A 16,783-nucleotide genomic window follows, 5' to 3' on the forward strand; every position below is an offset into this window, starting at 1 on the left:
GCGGTGCAGAAGATACTGCTGTTAGCCTCACTGGCTATCCAGCATCTGCTTCAGGAGACAACATCACTTCAAGTGAATTTAGTTGGTCAGGAGCAGAAGATGGATCACAAGATGTTTATTTCTTAAATGTGATAACTGATACTCCACCTCCTCCTCCTCCACCACCACCACCTCCACCACCTCCTCCTCCTCCACCACCACCAGAAACGGAGGTAGCAGGTATTACCGAAGAGGTGAAAGAAACTAAAGCAGTAGTGGAAGTTTTAGGCATAACTGAAGAACTACCATATACAGGCTATAATTGGCTGTACTCTGTGGCAGGCTTCCTGCTTATAGCTATGGGCGGTGCAATGTTGGCTCTAAAGTTAAAACCTAAGAAAGCTACCAAGTAGCTTAAATTAAAAAAGTAATACAAAAAGAGCATCTTAAGAAATTAAGGTGCTCTTTTACTAAGTCTTGTAAATTTCCTAAAAATCATAAACAATACTTTTTATGCAGAAGAGAACCAAAACCATAATATTAACCATAGCTGTAGTAGTACTGATAGGCGGTGGCCTGTCTTTATTGCTATATCCCTTTGTAACCAACCTTATAGCTTCCAGGCAGGAAGCCAGGCAGCTGGAAGAATGGCAACAGCAGGCTGAATCCATAGAACAGCAGGATTCAGAAGGAACAATAGAAACCAATGAAGAGCCAGTTAGCGAACCAGAGCCAGAACAAACCGAGGAAGAGGAAGCCATTATAGAGTGGTCTGAGGAAATATCCGGCCAGACAGAACCCCATGAAGAACCGGCAGTAGAGGATTACTTTCCTGCAAAGATAACCATTCCTTCAATTGAGGTTGAGGCTGTGGTATATGAAGGAACAGACAGGGAGACCTTAAAGCAGGGGCCCGGCCATATAATAGGCACACCATTTCCGGGAGAAGTGGGCAGATGTACCATATCCGGCCACAGAACCACGTATGGAGCACCTTTTAACCGTATTGATGAACTGGTGGAGGGAGATCTAATATATATTGATACAGTAAGTGGGGATACTTTTGTTTATGCCATAACTAGCCAGGAGATCGTAAAGCCTACTGATGTCCATATTTTACAAGGCAACGATAAAAAGGAATTGTTGCTTACTGCCTGCCATCCAAAATATTCTGCTGCTTACAGGATAATAATTTATGCAGAGCTGGTAAATATATACCCGGTAGGTGAATTATCATGAGTAGGAGAGTAGCAGATAATCTTACAGTAGTACTACTGGTAGTTTTTACTTTTTTACTGGTGGGATACACTGTATATAGTGTTGAAAAACAAAAAGCAGAGCTTATCAGGATGGAAGAGGAGCAGGACAGGATAGAGAAACTGGAACAGGAACTAAGGGAACAACAAGGAGAGATGCGGGAAGCGAGGCTGGAGGAATTAAAAAAGGATAGGGAAGAGAAAGCCAGGAATATCATTGATTTTCATAGTGACTATTCTTTAATAAGGTCAGAATTCTTAAGAATGATTGCCAGTCTGGAAAAAGATATGGATTTGAGGGCTGTAAACATTGAAGAGGTTGAAGAATTGACCAATGAAAGAATAGATGCCTCTAAATCTCTTATAGATTCTTACAGCGGTATAGAAGTGCCTCCAGTTTTGGATAAATTTTCAGGCTTGCTTATGGATTTTTTAGAGAATGATTATAATACCTGGTCTCTTACTTCTTCTTACTACAATAGCAGGCATTATTCTACTTACAACCTAGAAACACTGAATAGACTCCACCAGGAAAATATCCAATTATTTAAACAGGCAGAAGACGAGTTAGTAAGGGTATATAAGAAATATGAGCTTGATGAGTTAACAGAAGATTTATACTAATTGAAACTTTTTCTAATTGTCTTCATTTATTTTAGCAAAATTTCCTATATTTTTCGCGAGTTATATCTAATATAAAAGCAACGCAACCGGAATCGGAGTACTGGGATTAAGTGATACTGATGCTGGAAGTGGACAGGTTGTAGAAGTTGTATTAGGCATAAATGAAGAGCTACCATATACTGATATGAATTTTGCAGTTTCTTTGGGCGACGACTCGATAGTAATTAGTGGACTGGCTGACCTTATTGCCTGGTTAAAAAGAATATTTGGATAAAGATAGAAACTAAACCGCAAGAAGCCCGGGGTTTCCCGGGCTTCTTAACTTGGCGTCCTCAAACTTTATAAAAAATTTATTTAGTTAGTGAAAACAGTGGTAACCACTCTTCTTCCGCCGTTTTCTGCTATTCCTATACCTATACTTCCATACTGAGCTCTTAAAATATTAGCTGCATGAGTAGGACTGTTCATCCAGGCATTGGCAAAAACTTCAGGACTGCCAGCAGATGCCGGCTGGGACTGCGCCAGGTTCTCCCCAGCATTCCTGTATCCAATCCCATTGGCTTTCAAATAATTAAATATATTGGTGCCTTCCGGGGTATAGTGAGAAAAATAACCCCTGGAGAGCATATCTGCGCTCCTCTGCCTGGCTATGTTAGTAAGAGCCTGGTTGGCAGCCAGAGCATTTAAGCCATTAGCCTGTCTTATAGCATTTATCTGGTTAAGTATCTGCTGTTCATATCCATTCAGGTTTGCAGAACTTACCTGAGGTGCAGCAGCCTGCATATCAGTAACTTCTTCATGAGCATAAACCCTGGTGCTTCCCCCAGAACCATTCAGCGATCCTGGATTTATTCCATAATCAGAACAAAGCTGGTTAAATTCCTGGGAATTAACAAAACCTGCCAGAACATATTCTCTGCTTTTACCACTGTTTAGCTCTGACATCCATCCATTAAAACCTCCTGGGTCAGGAGCCCGATCAAAGAAAGCTCTATACATTACCTGTAAAAATTGTTCATTATTTAAATTCTTAGCCATAAACTCTTCTGAAAAAATGAAGTTTTTAGCTACATCTGCTCCGGAAAGAGAGCCGGAACGAAGTCCGCCTTCCCAGCTAGCTAAACCAGATGGATCCGGGTTCCTATCCAGGGTTACCTGATACATCCTGGTTACAAATCCGGTTACTCCGTCTGCGCCCTTAACTTCTACTGTAGCGAAGCCTAGGCTGCCTAAAAGCAGCGTTACTGCCAGTATTGCTACCAGCGGCAGAACCATTAGTGTTGATTTCTTCCTTAAAAAATACTTAGCCATTTTAACCTCCTATTAGAAAACTTAGCTAGAGGCAAAATGGCTTACTGCTTTTGAGCATAAAAAAATAATAGCCGGTTGCACCACTGGCTCCTTACATTTCCAGGTGCCCAAATATGAAATGTAAGTCATCGCCTCTATTACCAAGTTAATGGTTATTTAGTTTTCAAAATTGCTTTAATTTATCTAACAATACATATACTAATAGATATAGAGATATATGTCAAGAACTATTTTAATATATAGTTATAATAAAATATTATTTACTTATATTAATACTATTAATCCTTAACTATAAAAAAAATACCCTGTATAATTTAGATAAATTTATAAAAAAGAGGCATATGGAACTGGAAAAACTATTAAAACTGGATGTTTCAAATATAGATGAAAAACAGGCTGGAGCTGTTGTCCGGGACCTCCGGGAAGAACTAAACCGGCATAACTACTATTATTACATCAAGGATAATCCCATTATAAGTGACGCTGATTATGATAAGCTTATGAGGCTGCTGGAAAGCATTGAAGAAAAATTCCCCCAGCTGGTAACTGCAGATTCACCTACCCAGAGAATTGGTGCCCCCCTGGAGGGAGGCTTTAATACCTTGGAACATGGAGAAAAGATGCTGAGCCTGCAGGATGCTTTTGGGCATGAAGAGCTTAAAGCTTTTCTGGACAGAGTGTACAAGGATCTGGAGTTAGAAGAAAGCCAGGTAGAATTTGTTTGCGAACTGAAGATTGACGGCTCTGCGGTGTCTTTGGTATATCAGGATGGAAGTTTTGTGAGAGGTGCCACTAGGGGTGATGGAGTTACCGGAGAGGATATTACCAGTAACCTAAAGACCATCAAGGCTATACCCCTGAGGCTGATGGATGGGGTCCAAATTCCTTCCCGCCTGGAGGTCAGGGGAGAAGTTTATCTGGGAAAAGATGAATTCTTGCAGATAAACAAGCGGAGGGAAGAGGAAGGATTGGCAGTTTTTGCCAATCCCCGCAATGCGGCAGCTGGATCATTGAGGCAGATTGATCCTGCCCAGACTGCTAAAAGAAGGCTTAGCATCTTTATATATGGAGCGGTAAGCAACCAGGAGCTGGGTGCAAGCAATCATTACCAGATGCTGGAGTATCTAAAAAAGTGTGGCCTGAGGTTAAACCCCCATGTAAAGAAAGTTACTGGATATGAGAAGATAAAGAAATACTGTGACCGGTGGGAAGAGGAGAGGAAGAGCCTTCCTTATGAGACTGACGGTATTGTGATTAAGGTAAATGATTTTTCCTACCAGCAGAAGCTGGGCCAGACTTCCAGGAATCCCCGCTGGGCTCTGGCTTACAAGTTTCCCCCCGAGCAGGAAGTTACCAGAGTTGTTGACATAAAGGTAAGTGTGGGCAGGACCGGAGCCCTGACCCCGGTAGCTAAGCTGGAGCCGGTTACTGTGGCCGGGTCAACGGTATCCAATGCTACCCTGCATAATGAAGATGAGGTAAACAGAAAAGATGTAAGGATAGGGGACTGGGTCATAATACACAAGGCGGGGGACGTAATTCCGGAAATAGTTAAGGTTATAACTGAAAGAAGAGATGGTACCGAGAAGCAGTTTAAGATGCCGGAGCGGTGCCCGGTATGCGGTTCTGAGGTTATAAGGGCGGAAGGGGAAGCTGTAAGCAGGTGCATATCCCTGGCCTGCCCGGCCGTACAGTTTGAGGCCATTGTACATTTTGCTTCCAAAGGGGCCATGGATATAGACGGGCTGGGCCCGGCTATAGTTAAAAAATTATTGGACAGAGGGCTGATAGCAGATCCGGCAGATATTTATTACCTGGACTATGATGATATATTCTCACTGGAAAATTTTAAGCAAAAATCAACCCATAATCTATTGGAAGCTATCAATAAGAGTAAGAGCCAGCCACTATCCCGGCTGCTTTTTGGTCTGGGTATAAGGTTTGTGGGACAGCATGTGGCAGAGATACTGGCAGATGAATTTGGGGATCTGGATAATCTCATGCAGGCTGATTTCAGCCAGTTGGAATCTATTGATGAGATTGGACCCCGGATTGCAGACAGCATAGTAAGCTTTTTTAAGCAAAAGCAAAATTTAGAGGTAATTGAAAAGCTAAGGAAAGCAGGCCTGAACTTTTCTGCTGAAAAGAAGAAGGTAGAGGAGAGAAAAGAGTTTGCTAAAAAGACATTTGTGCTTACTGGAAAACTGGAGAATTTTACCAGAAGCCAGGCTGCTGATTTAATTGAAAAATTTGGGGGCAAGGTTACTTCAGCAGTAAGCAAGAGCACAGATGTGGTGATAGCCGGAAATGATGCAGGAAGCAAGCTGGATGATGCCAAAAAACTGGGCATAAAAGTTATAGATGAAAAACAATTTAAAGATATGATTGGGTGATGGCTATAAATACCGGCAAGAAGGCTTTAGAAATCAAATGGAATGTCAAAGATGCACTCATGTCCATTGTAGTGATGATTGCCCTGCTGCTGGGCATCTATTATGCTACTGCCAAGGTTCTGGAGATGCTAAGCGGTATTGAGTTTTTAAGTATTACCAGTATTAATAATCTTAGCTTTTCGGTACTTTATGGCATACAGGTATTCCTTATGCTGGGGGTGGTCTGGTTTTTTGCCATTTACTGGAGAAAATCTACACCAGGGGATCTGGGGCTGAGGTACTACAGCATCTTTAAGACCCTGTGGTATACTTTTCTGGCATTGATAGCCATATTTACCCTTAGCTTTCTTTATGTATTTGTAGTAAGTTCGGCATTTAATATAGAAGCTCCCGCCAGTAAAATAGAGCAGCTGGTAAGGGGGAGAAATATTTCTACCAATATTCTGTTGGTGGTAGTAGCGGTAGTGGCTCCATTTTCAGAAGAAATATTTTTCCGGGGGTTCCTGTATTCAGCTTTTAAAAAAGCCTGGGGGATAAATACCGGGCTCTTTCTGTCTTCTCTTTTGTTTGCCCTGGCCCATATGGAGGTATACAGCTTTATACCAATTTTTTTGATTGGCTGGATGCTGGCCTACATATTTGAAAAAACAAAGTCTCTTTTTCCAGTAATCTTTCTCCATGCAGTGTACAACCTGATATTAATTCTGCTGCTTTTGGGCCAGGTTGAGATAATAAATATGTACTAATAGTCAAAAAAATTTGTTAGAATATTATATCCGTTTTATTTGGCAGGCTGAAAGGTATTATATGAAAAAAATCAGCAAACAGGATGTAGAACATGTAGCCAGGTTGGCCGAGCTGCAGTTCAGGGACCAGGAAGCAGAAAAATTTACCCAGCAGCTGGACAAGATACTGGATCATGTGGCTAAAATAAGTTCTGCGGATACAGAAGATATAAAACCCACTTCCCATGTACTTGATATACAGAATGTATACCGGGAAGATGAACCCAGGGAATCGTTAAGCCAGAAAGAGGCTTTAAAGAACGGACCCGACATTATGGATAATGGATTTAAAGTGCCAAAGATAGATTAATTTACGGGGGCATTAGTGGACCTTAATTTCTTGAGCGCAGGCAGGCTGAACAGGCTTCTAAGGAAAAAAGAAATAACTTCCCGCCAGATACTGGACAGTATAATCAGGCAGGCAGAGAAAGTTGATCCGGAGATTAACTGCTATATCAGCAAAGCTTTTGAGCAGGCTGAAGAGCAGGCCGGGTCAGCAGATAAGCTTATAGCTGAATCAGAGGCAGGCTATTTCACCGGAATACCTGTAGGTATAAAAGACAATATTTGTACCAGGGGGCTAAAGACCACCTGCGGATCCAGGATTTTAGAAAACTATGATCCTGTATACAATGCTACGGTAATAGATAGGCTAGATGGCCATAATTATGTTTTAACCGGCAAGCTTAATATGGATGAATTTGCCATGGGCTCTTCCAATGAAAATTCTTATTTCGGGCCGGTAAAAAATCCCTGGGACTTAAGCCGTGTACCCGGGGGTTCCAGCGGAGGCCCGGCGGCATGTGTGGCTTCAGGGCAGGCTATCTGCGCTCTGGGCTCAGATACCGGCGGATCAATAAGGCAGCCGGCTTCACTCTGTGGCGTAGTAGGCTTAAAGCCCACTTATGGCAGGGTGTCCAGGTACGGCCTGGTGGCCTTTGCTTCTTCGCTGGACCAGATTGGACCGGTTACCCGAGACGTAAGGGATGCAGCAGCCATGCTAAACGTTATTTGCGGTCATGATCCTATGGATTCTACCTCTCTGGATAAACAGGTCCCTGACTATACCAGTTACCTACAACAAGATATGAAGGGATTAAAAGTAGGGGTGCCCCGGCAGTTGATGGTTCCCGAGGTGGATACTCAGGTAAGAAAGGCAGTGGAAAACAGCCTGAAGCTTTTAAAAGATATGGGCGCAGAGATAGAGGAGACATCGCTTCCCAGCCTGGAGTATGCCTTAAGCGTATACTATATAATAGCTCCCTCGGAGGCCAGCTCCAATCTTTCCCGTTATGACGGGGTAAGGTACGGATACAGGGCGCAGGATGCTGACGGCTTAAGGCAGATGTATAAGAAATCCAGATCGGAAGGTTTTGGCGAAGAGGTTAAAAGAAGAATAATGATAGGAACTTACTGCCTGTCGGCCGGTTATTATGATGCCTACTATGAGAAAGCCCAGAAGGTAAGGACCCTTATCATAAATGAGTTTAACCAGGCTTTTTCCAAGTATGACCTGCTGGTATCTCCCACTTCTCCTACTACCGCCTTCAAATTGGGAGAACGGCTTCAGGACCCATTGATGATGTACCTTTCCGATATATGTACCATACCGGTAAACCTGGCCGGGCTGCCGGCCATATCTATTCCGGTGGGACTGTCGGATAATGGACTTCCTATAGGCTTTCAGTTTATAGGCAATATTTTAAGGGAAGATAATATACTTAAAGCCGCCTACAATTTAGAACAGGCGGTTAATTTCAACCACCGGCCAAAACTTCAGGGGAATCAAGATGACTGAACACAATCATTATGAGGCAGTAGTAGGACTGGAAACCCATGTGGAGCTTCTAACCCGGACCAAGATGTTCTGCGGATGCAGGGTTTCATTTGGGGAGGATAAAAATATTTATACCTGCCCGGTCTGCCTGGGCCATCCGGGCAGTTTGCCGGTGGTAAACCGGAAAGCTGTAGAGTATGCATTAAAGATTGCCCTGGCCTTAAACTGCAGTATTAATAAATATACAATTTTCCACCGGAAAAACTATTTTTATCCCGACCAGGCTAAAAATTACCAGATATCCCAGTATGATCTCCCTCTGGGAGTAGAAGGTTACCTGAAGCTGGACATGGGAGATTATGTACGCAGGGTAGGGATTACCAGGGTACATATGGAAGAGGATACAGGAAAGCTGGTCCATACCGGTACTACCGGCCGGATCAGCGAAGCCGGAGCCAGTATAGTGGACTTTAACCGGGCAGGTACCCCTTTGATAGAGATAGTTTCCGAGCCTGATATAAGGACTCCGGAAGAGGCCAAGCAATACATGATTGAGCTCAGGAACATAATTTTGTATCTGGGAGTAAGCGACTGCAGCATGGAGCAGGGGAGCCTGCGCTGCGATGCTAATGTGTCGGTGAGAAAGGAAGGTAAAGATCTGGGTACCAAAACTGAAATAAAGAACCTCAACTCTTTTAAGTTCCTCCAAAAAGGCCTGGCTTATGAAATCAAGAGGCAGACAGATTTGCTGCAATCGGGCAAGAAGGTAATTCAGCAGACCAGGCATTATGATAATACTACTGATACTACCAAGCCGCTGAGGTCTAAAGAGGAAGCTCACGATTACCGCTATTTTCCCGAGCCGGACCTGGTCCCTCTGCAAATTGAGGATAACCTTATACAGAAAGTAAAAAAAGATATACCGGAGCTGCCCCAGGAAAAGGCAGCTAGATTTAAACAGCAGTACGGGCTTTCTGATTATGATGCCCAGTTTCTGGCCAATGATGCCTGCATCTCCAGGTACTTTGAAAATGTTTGTGCTCATTATGGAGAAGCCAAGACAGTTTGTAACTGGATCATGGGAGATGTTAGTGCCCTGGTTAACCAGGGGCAGATAACTTTTGAGCAGATCAGGGTAAGCCCTGAGGGTCTGGCGAATATGCTCAAGATAATAGATAGCGGCAAAATAAGTACCAAGATAGCGAAATCTGTTTTTGAGCAGATGTTTAAGACCGGCAAAAAGCCTGAAGATATTATAGAAGAAAAAGGGCTACAGCAAATTAGCGATACCGGAATGCTGGAGAAGGTTATAGATGAGGTAATAGGGCAGAATCCTGAACCAGTAAACCAGTACCGGGAAGGCAAGAAAAAGGCTATTGGTTTTTTAATAGGCCAGGTTATGGCCAAAACTAAGGGCAAGGCCAACCCTAAACTGGTAAACCAAATTATTTCAAAGAAGTTAAGCAAATAAAGGAGGCAATTAGAATGATTAAAAAAATAGGAGTGTTGACCGGGGGAGGCGATTCCTCGGCTATAAATGCAGCCATAAGGGCTATTAAAATGAAGTCTATACATTATGGTTTTGATCTGTTTGGCATTAAAAACGGCTGGGAAGGCTTGATTGATGGCAAGGGCTTTGACCTTATAAAGAACGGGGTTTCCGGGACCCTTCCCCGGGGCGGAACCTATCTGGGAACCAGCAGAACAAATCCTTTTAAAATTGAAAATGGAGTGGATAGGGTCAGAGAGAACATAAAGAAGTTTGAACTGGATGCTATAATCACCATCGGCGGGGATGATACTAATGGAGTTAGCAATAAGTTGAGCCAGTTTGGTATCAAAGGTGTAGGTATTCCCCAGACCATTGATAATGATATAGCTTATTCCGATTATTCTATCGGTTTTGATTCCGCCCTGGAGGTAGTAACTGATGCCATTGACCGGTTGCATACCACCGCTTCTTCCCACCATCGGGTAATGATTGTAGAAGTTATGGGAAGGGATGCAGGCTGGCTGGCATTACACGGAGGCCTGGCTGGAGGCGCCGATGTTATACTTATTCCCGAGGTTCCTTTTGATTATGATGAGATCATTGATGTAATCCATACCAGGGAACAAAGGGGTAAGGATTTTAGTATCATTGTAGTAGCAGAAGGAGCTAAACCCAAGGATCAGGATAAGCAGATAACCGCATCAGGTAAAGTGGATAATTTTGGGCATGTTCAGCTGGGTGGAATTGGAGAGGTTGTGTCTGAAGAGATTGAAAAAAGAAGCGGCCATGAATGCAGGGTAACCGTATTGGGCCATGTACAGAGAGGGGGCAGGCCTACTGCCTTTGACCGTATTCTGGCTACCAGGTTAGGGGCCAAAGCAGTAGATATGATAAAAGAAGAAGATTTTGGAAAGATGGCCTGTTTCAAGGATAACAAAATAATTGCGGTACCCCTGAAGAAGGCTATTGAAGAACGTAAGCCCATGGATATGGATCTTTACCAGTTGTCCAAACTTTTTCATTAATATAATACCGGTGCAGGTATTAAGCCTGTACCGGTAATTGACTGTCAGCACCAATCCCATTTCAAAAATATTTTTAAATTTATATTGACATTAGTTAACTTAATGTATAGTATTATATACAAAAAATATATAATAATATAAATATAGTATATAAAAGATAACATTGGGTAGGGAAAAACTTCAATTAAACAATGATCTGAGAAGATGCAGGTTTGAGCATAATGAAATATCTCAGCAGGATCTGGCTAATGAGGTAGGGGTAACCAGGCTTACTATACATTCCATTGAAACCGGCAAATTTAATCCATCAGTGCTTCTGGCTTTAAAGATAGCAAAATTTTTTAATAAACCAGTAGAAGAAATTTTCTACCTGAAACAGGAATGAGGGACAGGGTGAAAAGGATAATAAAAACTTGTAATATTTCTCTCACAGCTTTGGGAATAATTGCTCTGGCCGGGTACATCTATAATCTGGTTTTTTATGAAAGGCTGAGGCTGCCCGTACTGGCCTTTGGGGATATAAACCCTATACTGGACCAGATGCAAATCACTGCAGCCATTTTCTTTATACTGATATTTTTATTCCACTGGGCAGCCATAACTTACCTGGTTATAAATTTAAGGTTTTTTAGAAGGGAAAGCCTGTTTATATCGGTACTGTTTTTTCTGGCCATACTTTCCATGCTGATGGTTATGGGGGACTTTGCCTTGCTTAGTGATATTGGAAAGGAATACCAGCAGGGATGGGATACCAGCGGGGAATGGGTTATCCTGTATATAAGCCAGGCTTTGCACCTGGTATTCTGGGTACTGCTGGCGGTATGGATGGCAGCTTCTGTCAGAATCCGAAAGCAGCAGGACAGCCAGCAGGTAATAGTAAGAGATGAATCAATATTTATTAATGCCCAGTATATAGGAATATTCTGCGGCTTATCCGGTATCGCCGTGTTTGTACTACTGTCTACCGCTCTTCCCCTGTGGGCTTTAAAGAAAGGAATATTTTCTGTCAGTATGGTCATAATTCTGCCTTATCTGTTAATAGCTCTATACTGGCTGATACTGAAGCTGAAGGAAAAGGGCAGGGAATGGTATGACGAAAAACAATATCAGGATATTTGCCGGGCCGGTCTGGTAACCATGGTGTCTTCAATGGTTATTATGTTTACCATTTACCTGGTGCAGTATTTTACTGCTACTGAATTCATTTCCATAACCTGGTTTCCTTTTTACCTGTTTTTAATTTTGCTCATATTTTCATCATCTACCCTGTATTTTGCCAAGAGAAGCTGATACAAAATTATTTGCAGCTTTCTGTTAATTTTTACTAATATTAGGTTATAATATTAGAAAGTACTGTAAACAGGGGTTGCATGGAAAGTCTTTCTAAAAATAAATGGCCCTATTTTGCTCTTCTGGCCTTAAATACCCTGATAGGAATTCAGGTTCTTAAGGCATTCTTATCACTTCTTGTTAACTTCCTCAGGGAAAGACCTGCTATAAGTCTGACCGAGGTTGCTATCTATGCCCTTACCACCTTCCTCATGGTATTTGCGGCTGGATTTTTATTCAGGCCAGGTGTTAAATGGTCTCTGTGGATTATTATAGGAGGTGTATCCCTGGCCAGAATTATATTACAGGTAAGCCAGTGGGGCCCTTTAAGTCTGGCTGCTTCTGCGGTAGGAACTATTTTGTGGATTACCAGTTTTGCTTACTTTGTTTCCATATTTAAGATTGAGGATTTAGGCTTGACGGCAGGCGGCCTAATCTGCGGCATTGGCCTGGAAACGGGGCTTCATGGCCTCTATGGTACCTGGGATATGATATGGAGAAGAGATGCAGTTAGCTTGGCTTTGGCCATAGGCCTGGTGCTGCTGCAGCTATTTTTAATTTATAAAGCAAGGGTGGGGAAACAAGGGCTAAATTACAGGGGGAGCGGAAGGGCCGGTTTTTACACCTTTATTGCCTTTATGCCTTTTATATTGATGCAGCTGCTAAAATTTCAGAATGTGGCCTCACTTAATGCCTATAATGGGAAAAGTTTAGAAATTAATTTATTGGCAGTTCTTGTTTCCAATATTCTTGCTTATCTGTTGGTGTTTTTTGGTCTGAGCAGTAGAGGCCGGCAGGCTATAACCTGGGTATCGGCAGTGGTGCTGATACTTTCTTTTATTGCCCTTAATTCACAGGTTCTGTACTGGCTGCAGGCCGCTGTGGGTAATATTGCCTGTTTCTGGCTGATATCTGTATGCCTGGCCAGGGGGATATCCGCAGGAGAAAAGGGGAAAAGTTACTGGCATAATGTGGCTTCTTTTGGCCTGGGAGGAATACTATTCTTTATCCTGGCTTTTATTTATTACGGCAGCTACGACCTGGTTCTGCCCTTCCAGCCCTGGGTGCTGGGTATGGCTGCAGCCCTGGTGGTAGCAGTTTACGGGGTGGTGTCAGTATCTTCTTTAGGGAAGTTTTTTAAGTTAAAACCGGTAACCAGGCCTGTTTATGTACTGATTGCTCTGCTGGTGGTACCGCTGATAATATTTATTACTTACACCGGCAGTTCACCCTACCGGTTCCAGAAAGATTCGGTAAGGGTAATGGATTACAATATACACCAGGGATTTAATATAGACGGCTACCTGGATCTGGAAAGTATTGCCAGAGTGATAGAAGGCAGCGGGGCAGAGGTGGTAGCCCTGCAGGAAGTATCCAGGGGATGGATTATAAATGGGTGTGCCGATGACCTGTGGTGGCTGGCCAGGCGCCTGGGAATGAATTATCTGTTTATGCCTGCCTCTGATCCGGTATGGGGTAATGCCATACTCAGCTACTACCCCCTGGAATTTAAGCAGGGTGGATTCCTGCCCAGACTGGGGGCTCCACTCAGGAGAAGTTACCTGCTGGCTGAGGCCCAAACAGGGCCGGCTGGCAATATAAATATAATGGTTACCCACCTGCACCATATAATGGATGAGGGGGAAGTAAGGCAGCAGCAGGTAAAGGAGGTTATAAGGCATTGGGATGGCTTGCCCAGGACCCTTATTTTAGGTGATTTCAATGCTGAAACCGGTGATCCGGAGATAGAGATGATGCATAAGGCAGGGTTAGTTGACTGCCAGCTTGACCAGGGCAGGCAGGAACAGTTAACCTGGGTACATTATGAACCCTACCGGAGAATTGACTATATCTGGGCCACCCCGGATTTTAAATTATCCAATCTGGAGGTTATCTACAGCAGAGCCTCTGACCATTTGCCGGTGGCGGTGGATGTAAGATAAAAATATTAAGATAAGTTTATTATTAGCTGTTTTCAAATATACAGCTATTAAAAGAAAGGATGGTCCAATGAATAAAAAAGGAGGAAATATTGCCCTGGCATTTCTTAATCTGATCTTCTTCATAGGGGTGGTAGTAGTAAATGCCCTGGCCAATATTCTGCCCATAAACAATAAGGCAACCGGTGAACTTTCCGACCAGTACCCCAATTTATTTGTGCCGGCAGGCCTGACTTTTTCTATTTGGGGACTGATATACATACTGCTGGCTATATTTATAGTATACCAGATAGTAATGGCCTTTAAGTCAAACCATGATGGACTGTTTAACCAGATAGGTATCCTGTTTATACTATCCTCGGTATTTAATATGGCTTGGATCTTTGCCTGGCACTATGAGATAGTGTGGCTGTCACTGATTATAATGGTGCTGCTGTTGATATCCCTGATATCCATCTATACCCGGCTGAGAGTTGGCAAATCCTCTGCCAGCAATGCAGAAAAGTATATGGTACATTTTCCTTTTAGTGTTTATCTGGGCTGGATTACAATTGCCACCATTGCCAATGTGACTGCGCTGCTGGTAGATTTAGGCTGGAACAGGTTTGGTTTAAGCGAGCAATTCTGGGCGGTTCTGGTAATAGCGGTGGGGATAATAATTACCCTGGCTAACCTGTTTAGCAGGAATGATATTTTTTATAGCCTGGTAGTGGTATGGGCTTTTTTGGGGATACTGCTTAAAAGGCTGGCAGATACTACTGTAGCCGATCTGTCGGTAGTTATTACTACCATAGTGGGAATGGCTATAATTGTAATCAGCATTATTATTCAGCTGATTAGAAAGAAAAAAGTTTACTAACAGGCATCAGCTTTTTTTGGAACCTACATAAGAGCCTCTGGGCCTCCGGTAAAAAGTCCTGCCCCCGTCCACTATCAGGTCGGTGCCACAGATATAGGCTGACATATCGGAAGCCAGAAAAAGGGCTGCACTGGCTATATCTTCCGGGCGGCCTATTCTTCCCATAGGAATCTGGGAAGCCAGCTTGGCATTGGTTTCTGGCTGGTCTGGATATTTCTTTCTAAGCATGGGGGTGTCAATTACTCCCGGGCTGATCATATTAGCCCTTATGCCTTTGGACAGCAGCTCATAATTAATCCGGTTGGTTATGCCCTTAAGCCCGGCTTTAGAGGCAGAATAATGCATTCCCCCTCCTGCGCCGGTCAGGGATACTACTGATGAGGTTATGATGACGTTTCCACTGCCCTGGTCTATCATGGGTCCTATCAGGTGTTTTAGGAAATAAAAGGGTCCGCTCAAATTCACGTCCATAACTCTCTGCCAGTGGTCTATGGTTATATCCTTTATTTTTTCGGTGAATTCGGTACCGGCATTTAGTACCAGTATATCTACCTTGTCCCATGTTTTAAGTATACGGTCACAGGTTTCTTTAACCTGTTGGTGTATACCGGTATCGCAGGGATAAAATTTAGCTTCAGGTAATTGTTTTAAGGCTTGCTCTCCTTTTTTTTGGCTGCTGCCGCATATTATTACCTCTGCCTGATAGCGGGCAAAAGTTCTGGCAATAGCCAGGCCGATACCGCTGGTACCTCCGGTAACCAGGGCCACTTTCCCTTTTAAGCTAAGCGGATTACTGTTTTCCATTATTACCTCCCTGACAAGATTGCTGACTATAACTATGATGACATATAATCATGATAGTGCAAACCATGCACCCATGATAGTTGATTGCTAGACCATTTTTGAGTAAAAGAAATATATTCTTTCAAGTATCCTTGCCGGCCTAAGATTTTTAAATTTTCTTCTTATTCTGGCTATTTTATTTTTCTTGCTTAAATTTAATTTTAAAAAATAAGTAAATTAGATAGTATAATCTTAATAAATTTAATATTTTTCTCCGGCTCAAATTGCTTAAAGCCTGAATTTTTTAAGGCTATGGTGTTTGAGCGATAGGGTTTATCTGGAAACGGGTAAGCCTCCCGTTTGGAAAGGAGATCTGGCCTTGAGCCATAGTTTGCTGTACCAGCAGGTTCTCATTGCCGGTTTTTTATTTGGCCTAAAGGGGTAGAACCAATATTATTGAATATCCCCCGGCAGGCTGCATTTCTGAGTGGGGCACAGGGGTTACATTTTAGGGATGGGCAAGCACTAACCAGGTAGGTAATGATATGAAAATAAATTTAAAACCGGTGCGGTACTTAAAAAAATTCAGCTTGTTCGATCTGGTAATTATGGCCATAATTACCGCTCTGGGTATAGCGGTCAAACCAGCAATAGTCCCCCTGGTACATATATTAACCGGCCCCTGTTTATTCCTGGAGGAGCCATAGCCGGAGGTTTCTATATGATGTGGCTGGTGGTGGTGCAGGGCTGGTAAAAAAAAGAGGCGAAGCTATAGTGATACCATTGGCCCTGACCTTTTTAGATTTACTTATCCTCCAGGTTTTTATGCCTGCAGCTATATGAGGGATTTTAACCGCAGCCTGTATTATGTTACCGGTAAATCTTATATACTGGGGGATATTAAATTCCGTAATTTCTTTTTAGGCCGAGACGGGACCTACCGGGTAGATCTGGAGGATTGCAGGCAGGGCAGGGTGGAAGAAGATCTGGGTAGATTTATTGCTTTTTTTCTAACCTATCAGCCAGTCTATACTGAATGGAAACAGTCCCAGTGCAGAATGATAAAACAATATTGCATAGAAAACCTGGATGTGGATATGGGCCTGGTGGAATCAGAGACAGAAAGGGAGTTAATCCAAATGAAGAAAAGAAGAAAATCAAATTAATTTAGCCATAGGGGTAAAAATATTTTAAAATACACCTTACTATGAATAATTTAACTCAACAACT

Annotated in this window: 17 protein-coding genes and 2 riboswitches; of the genes, 15 read left to right on the forward strand and 2 right to left on the reverse strand. The window is 42.8% G+C overall.

Annotated features, from left to right (window positions below; translation table 11 throughout):
• The 3 genes from K9H14_07500 to K9H14_07510 all read left to right on the forward strand — a co-directional run.
• A partial coding sequence (locus tag K9H14_07500) for a hypothetical protein (protein MCG9480034.1) occupies nt 1–392 on the forward strand: 392 nt, incomplete at its 5' end.
• Between the two features lie 100 nt (nt 393–492).
• Nucleotides 493–1,218 carry a class E sortase gene (locus tag K9H14_07505; GenBank protein ID MCG9480035.1) on the forward strand — a complete coding sequence of 242 codons (726 nt, stop codon included), beginning with the start codon at nt 493–495 and terminating at the stop codon, nt 1,216–1,218.
• A complete protein-coding gene (locus tag K9H14_07510; GenBank protein ID MCG9480036.1) occupies nt 1,215–1,859 on the forward strand; it encodes a hypothetical protein in 645 nt (214 codons plus the stop codon). The genes K9H14_07505 and K9H14_07510 overlap by 4 nt, the downstream gene beginning before the upstream one ends.
• Nucleotides 1,860–2,213: 354 nt before the next feature.
• On the opposite strand, the gene K9H14_07515 is transcribed toward K9H14_07510, so the two are convergent.
• A complete protein-coding gene (locus tag K9H14_07515) occupies nt 2,214–3,170 on the reverse strand; it encodes a DUF4214 domain-containing protein (GenBank protein MCG9480037.1) in 957 nt (318 codons plus the stop codon).
• A 60-nt stretch (nt 3,171–3,230) separates the two neighbouring features.
• A riboswitch (cyclic di-GMP riboswitch) is annotated at nt 3,231–3,315 on the reverse strand.
• 196 nt (nt 3,316–3,511) lie between these two features.
• Here K9H14_07515 and ligA point away from each other — a divergent pair.
• From ligA to K9H14_07565, 10 genes are all read left to right on the forward strand, one after another.
• The gene (gene ligA, locus K9H14_07520) at nt 3,512–5,563 is read left to right on the forward strand and encodes an NAD-dependent DNA ligase LigA (GenBank protein MCG9480038.1); all 2,052 of its coding nucleotides are present in this window, start codon (nt 3,512–3,514) and stop codon (nt 5,561–5,563) included.
• On the forward strand, nt 5,563–6,309 hold the full coding sequence (locus K9H14_07525; protein ID MCG9480039.1) for a CPBP family intramembrane metalloprotease: 747 nt from the start codon (nt 5,563–5,565) through the stop codon (nt 6,307–6,309). Before ligA ends, K9H14_07525 begins: the two co-directional genes overlap by 1 nt.
• Nucleotides 6,310–6,370: 61 nt before the next feature.
• The gene (gene gatC / locus K9H14_07530; GenBank protein MCG9480040.1) at nt 6,371–6,658 is read left to right on the forward strand and encodes an Asp-tRNA(Asn)/Glu-tRNA(Gln) amidotransferase subunit GatC; all 288 of its coding nucleotides are present in this window, start codon (nt 6,371–6,373) and stop codon (nt 6,656–6,658) included.
• A gap of 15 nt (nt 6,659–6,673) precedes the next feature.
• A complete protein-coding gene (gatA, locus tag K9H14_07535) occupies nt 6,674–8,146 on the forward strand; it encodes an Asp-tRNA(Asn)/Glu-tRNA(Gln) amidotransferase subunit GatA (GenBank protein ID MCG9480041.1) in 1,473 nt (490 codons plus the stop codon).
• Nucleotides 8,139–9,596, forward strand: coding sequence for an Asp-tRNA(Asn)/Glu-tRNA(Gln) amidotransferase subunit GatB (gene gatB, locus K9H14_07540; protein ID MCG9480042.1), 1,458 nt, complete (start codon nt 8,139–8,141; stop codon nt 9,594–9,596). The genes gatA and gatB overlap by 8 nt, the downstream gene beginning before the upstream one ends.
• A 14-nt stretch (nt 9,597–9,610) precedes the next feature.
• Nucleotides 9,611–10,642 carry a 6-phosphofructokinase gene (locus K9H14_07545; GenBank protein ID MCG9480043.1) on the forward strand — a complete coding sequence of 344 codons (1,032 nt, stop codon included), beginning with the start codon at nt 9,611–9,613 and terminating at the stop codon, nt 10,640–10,642.
• A 163-nt stretch (nt 10,643–10,805) separates the two neighbouring features.
• A complete protein-coding gene (locus tag K9H14_07550; GenBank protein MCG9480044.1) occupies nt 10,806–11,027 on the forward strand; it encodes a helix-turn-helix transcriptional regulator in 222 nt (73 codons plus the stop codon).
• 8 nt (nt 11,028–11,035) lie between these two features.
• Nucleotides 11,036–11,932 (forward strand): hypothetical protein, encoded by an 897-nt coding sequence (locus tag K9H14_07555; GenBank protein ID MCG9480045.1) that lies wholly within the window; start codon nt 11,036–11,038, stop codon nt 11,930–11,932.
• 80 nt (nt 11,933–12,012) lie between these two features.
• Nucleotides 12,013–13,914 (forward strand): endonuclease/exonuclease/phosphatase family protein, encoded by a 1,902-nt coding sequence (locus tag K9H14_07560; protein MCG9480046.1) that lies wholly within the window; start codon nt 12,013–12,015, stop codon nt 13,912–13,914.
• 67 nt (nt 13,915–13,981) lie between these two features.
• On the forward strand, nt 13,982–14,770 hold the full coding sequence (locus K9H14_07565) for a tryptophan-rich sensory protein (protein MCG9480047.1): 789 nt from the start codon (nt 13,982–13,984) through the stop codon (nt 14,768–14,770).
• Between the two features lie 6 nt (nt 14,771–14,776).
• On the opposite strand, the gene K9H14_07570 is transcribed toward K9H14_07565, so the two are convergent.
• Nucleotides 14,777–15,574, reverse strand: a complete 798-nt coding sequence (locus K9H14_07570; GenBank protein MCG9480048.1) for an SDR family oxidoreductase — start codon at nt 15,572–15,574, stop codon at nt 14,777–14,779.
• Between the two features lie 239 nt (nt 15,575–15,813).
• A riboswitch (molybdenum cofactor riboswitch) is annotated at nt 15,814–15,940 on the forward strand.
• 158 nt (nt 15,941–16,098) lie between these two features.
• On the opposite strand from K9H14_07570, the gene K9H14_07575 reads away from it, so the two are divergent.
• On the forward strand, nt 16,099–16,260 hold the full coding sequence (locus tag K9H14_07575) for a hypothetical protein (protein MCG9480049.1): 162 nt from the start codon (nt 16,099–16,101) through the stop codon (nt 16,258–16,260).
• A 132-nt stretch (nt 16,261–16,392) separates the two neighbouring features.
• A complete protein-coding gene (locus K9H14_07580; GenBank protein MCG9480050.1) occupies nt 16,393–16,719 on the forward strand; it encodes a hypothetical protein in 327 nt (108 codons plus the stop codon).
• Nucleotides 16,720–16,783 lie beyond the last annotated feature (64 nt).

The organism is Actinomycetes bacterium (assembly GCA_022396035.1).
Lineage (GTDB): Bacteria > Actinomycetota > Humimicrobiia > Humimicrobiales > Humimicrobiaceae > Halolacustris.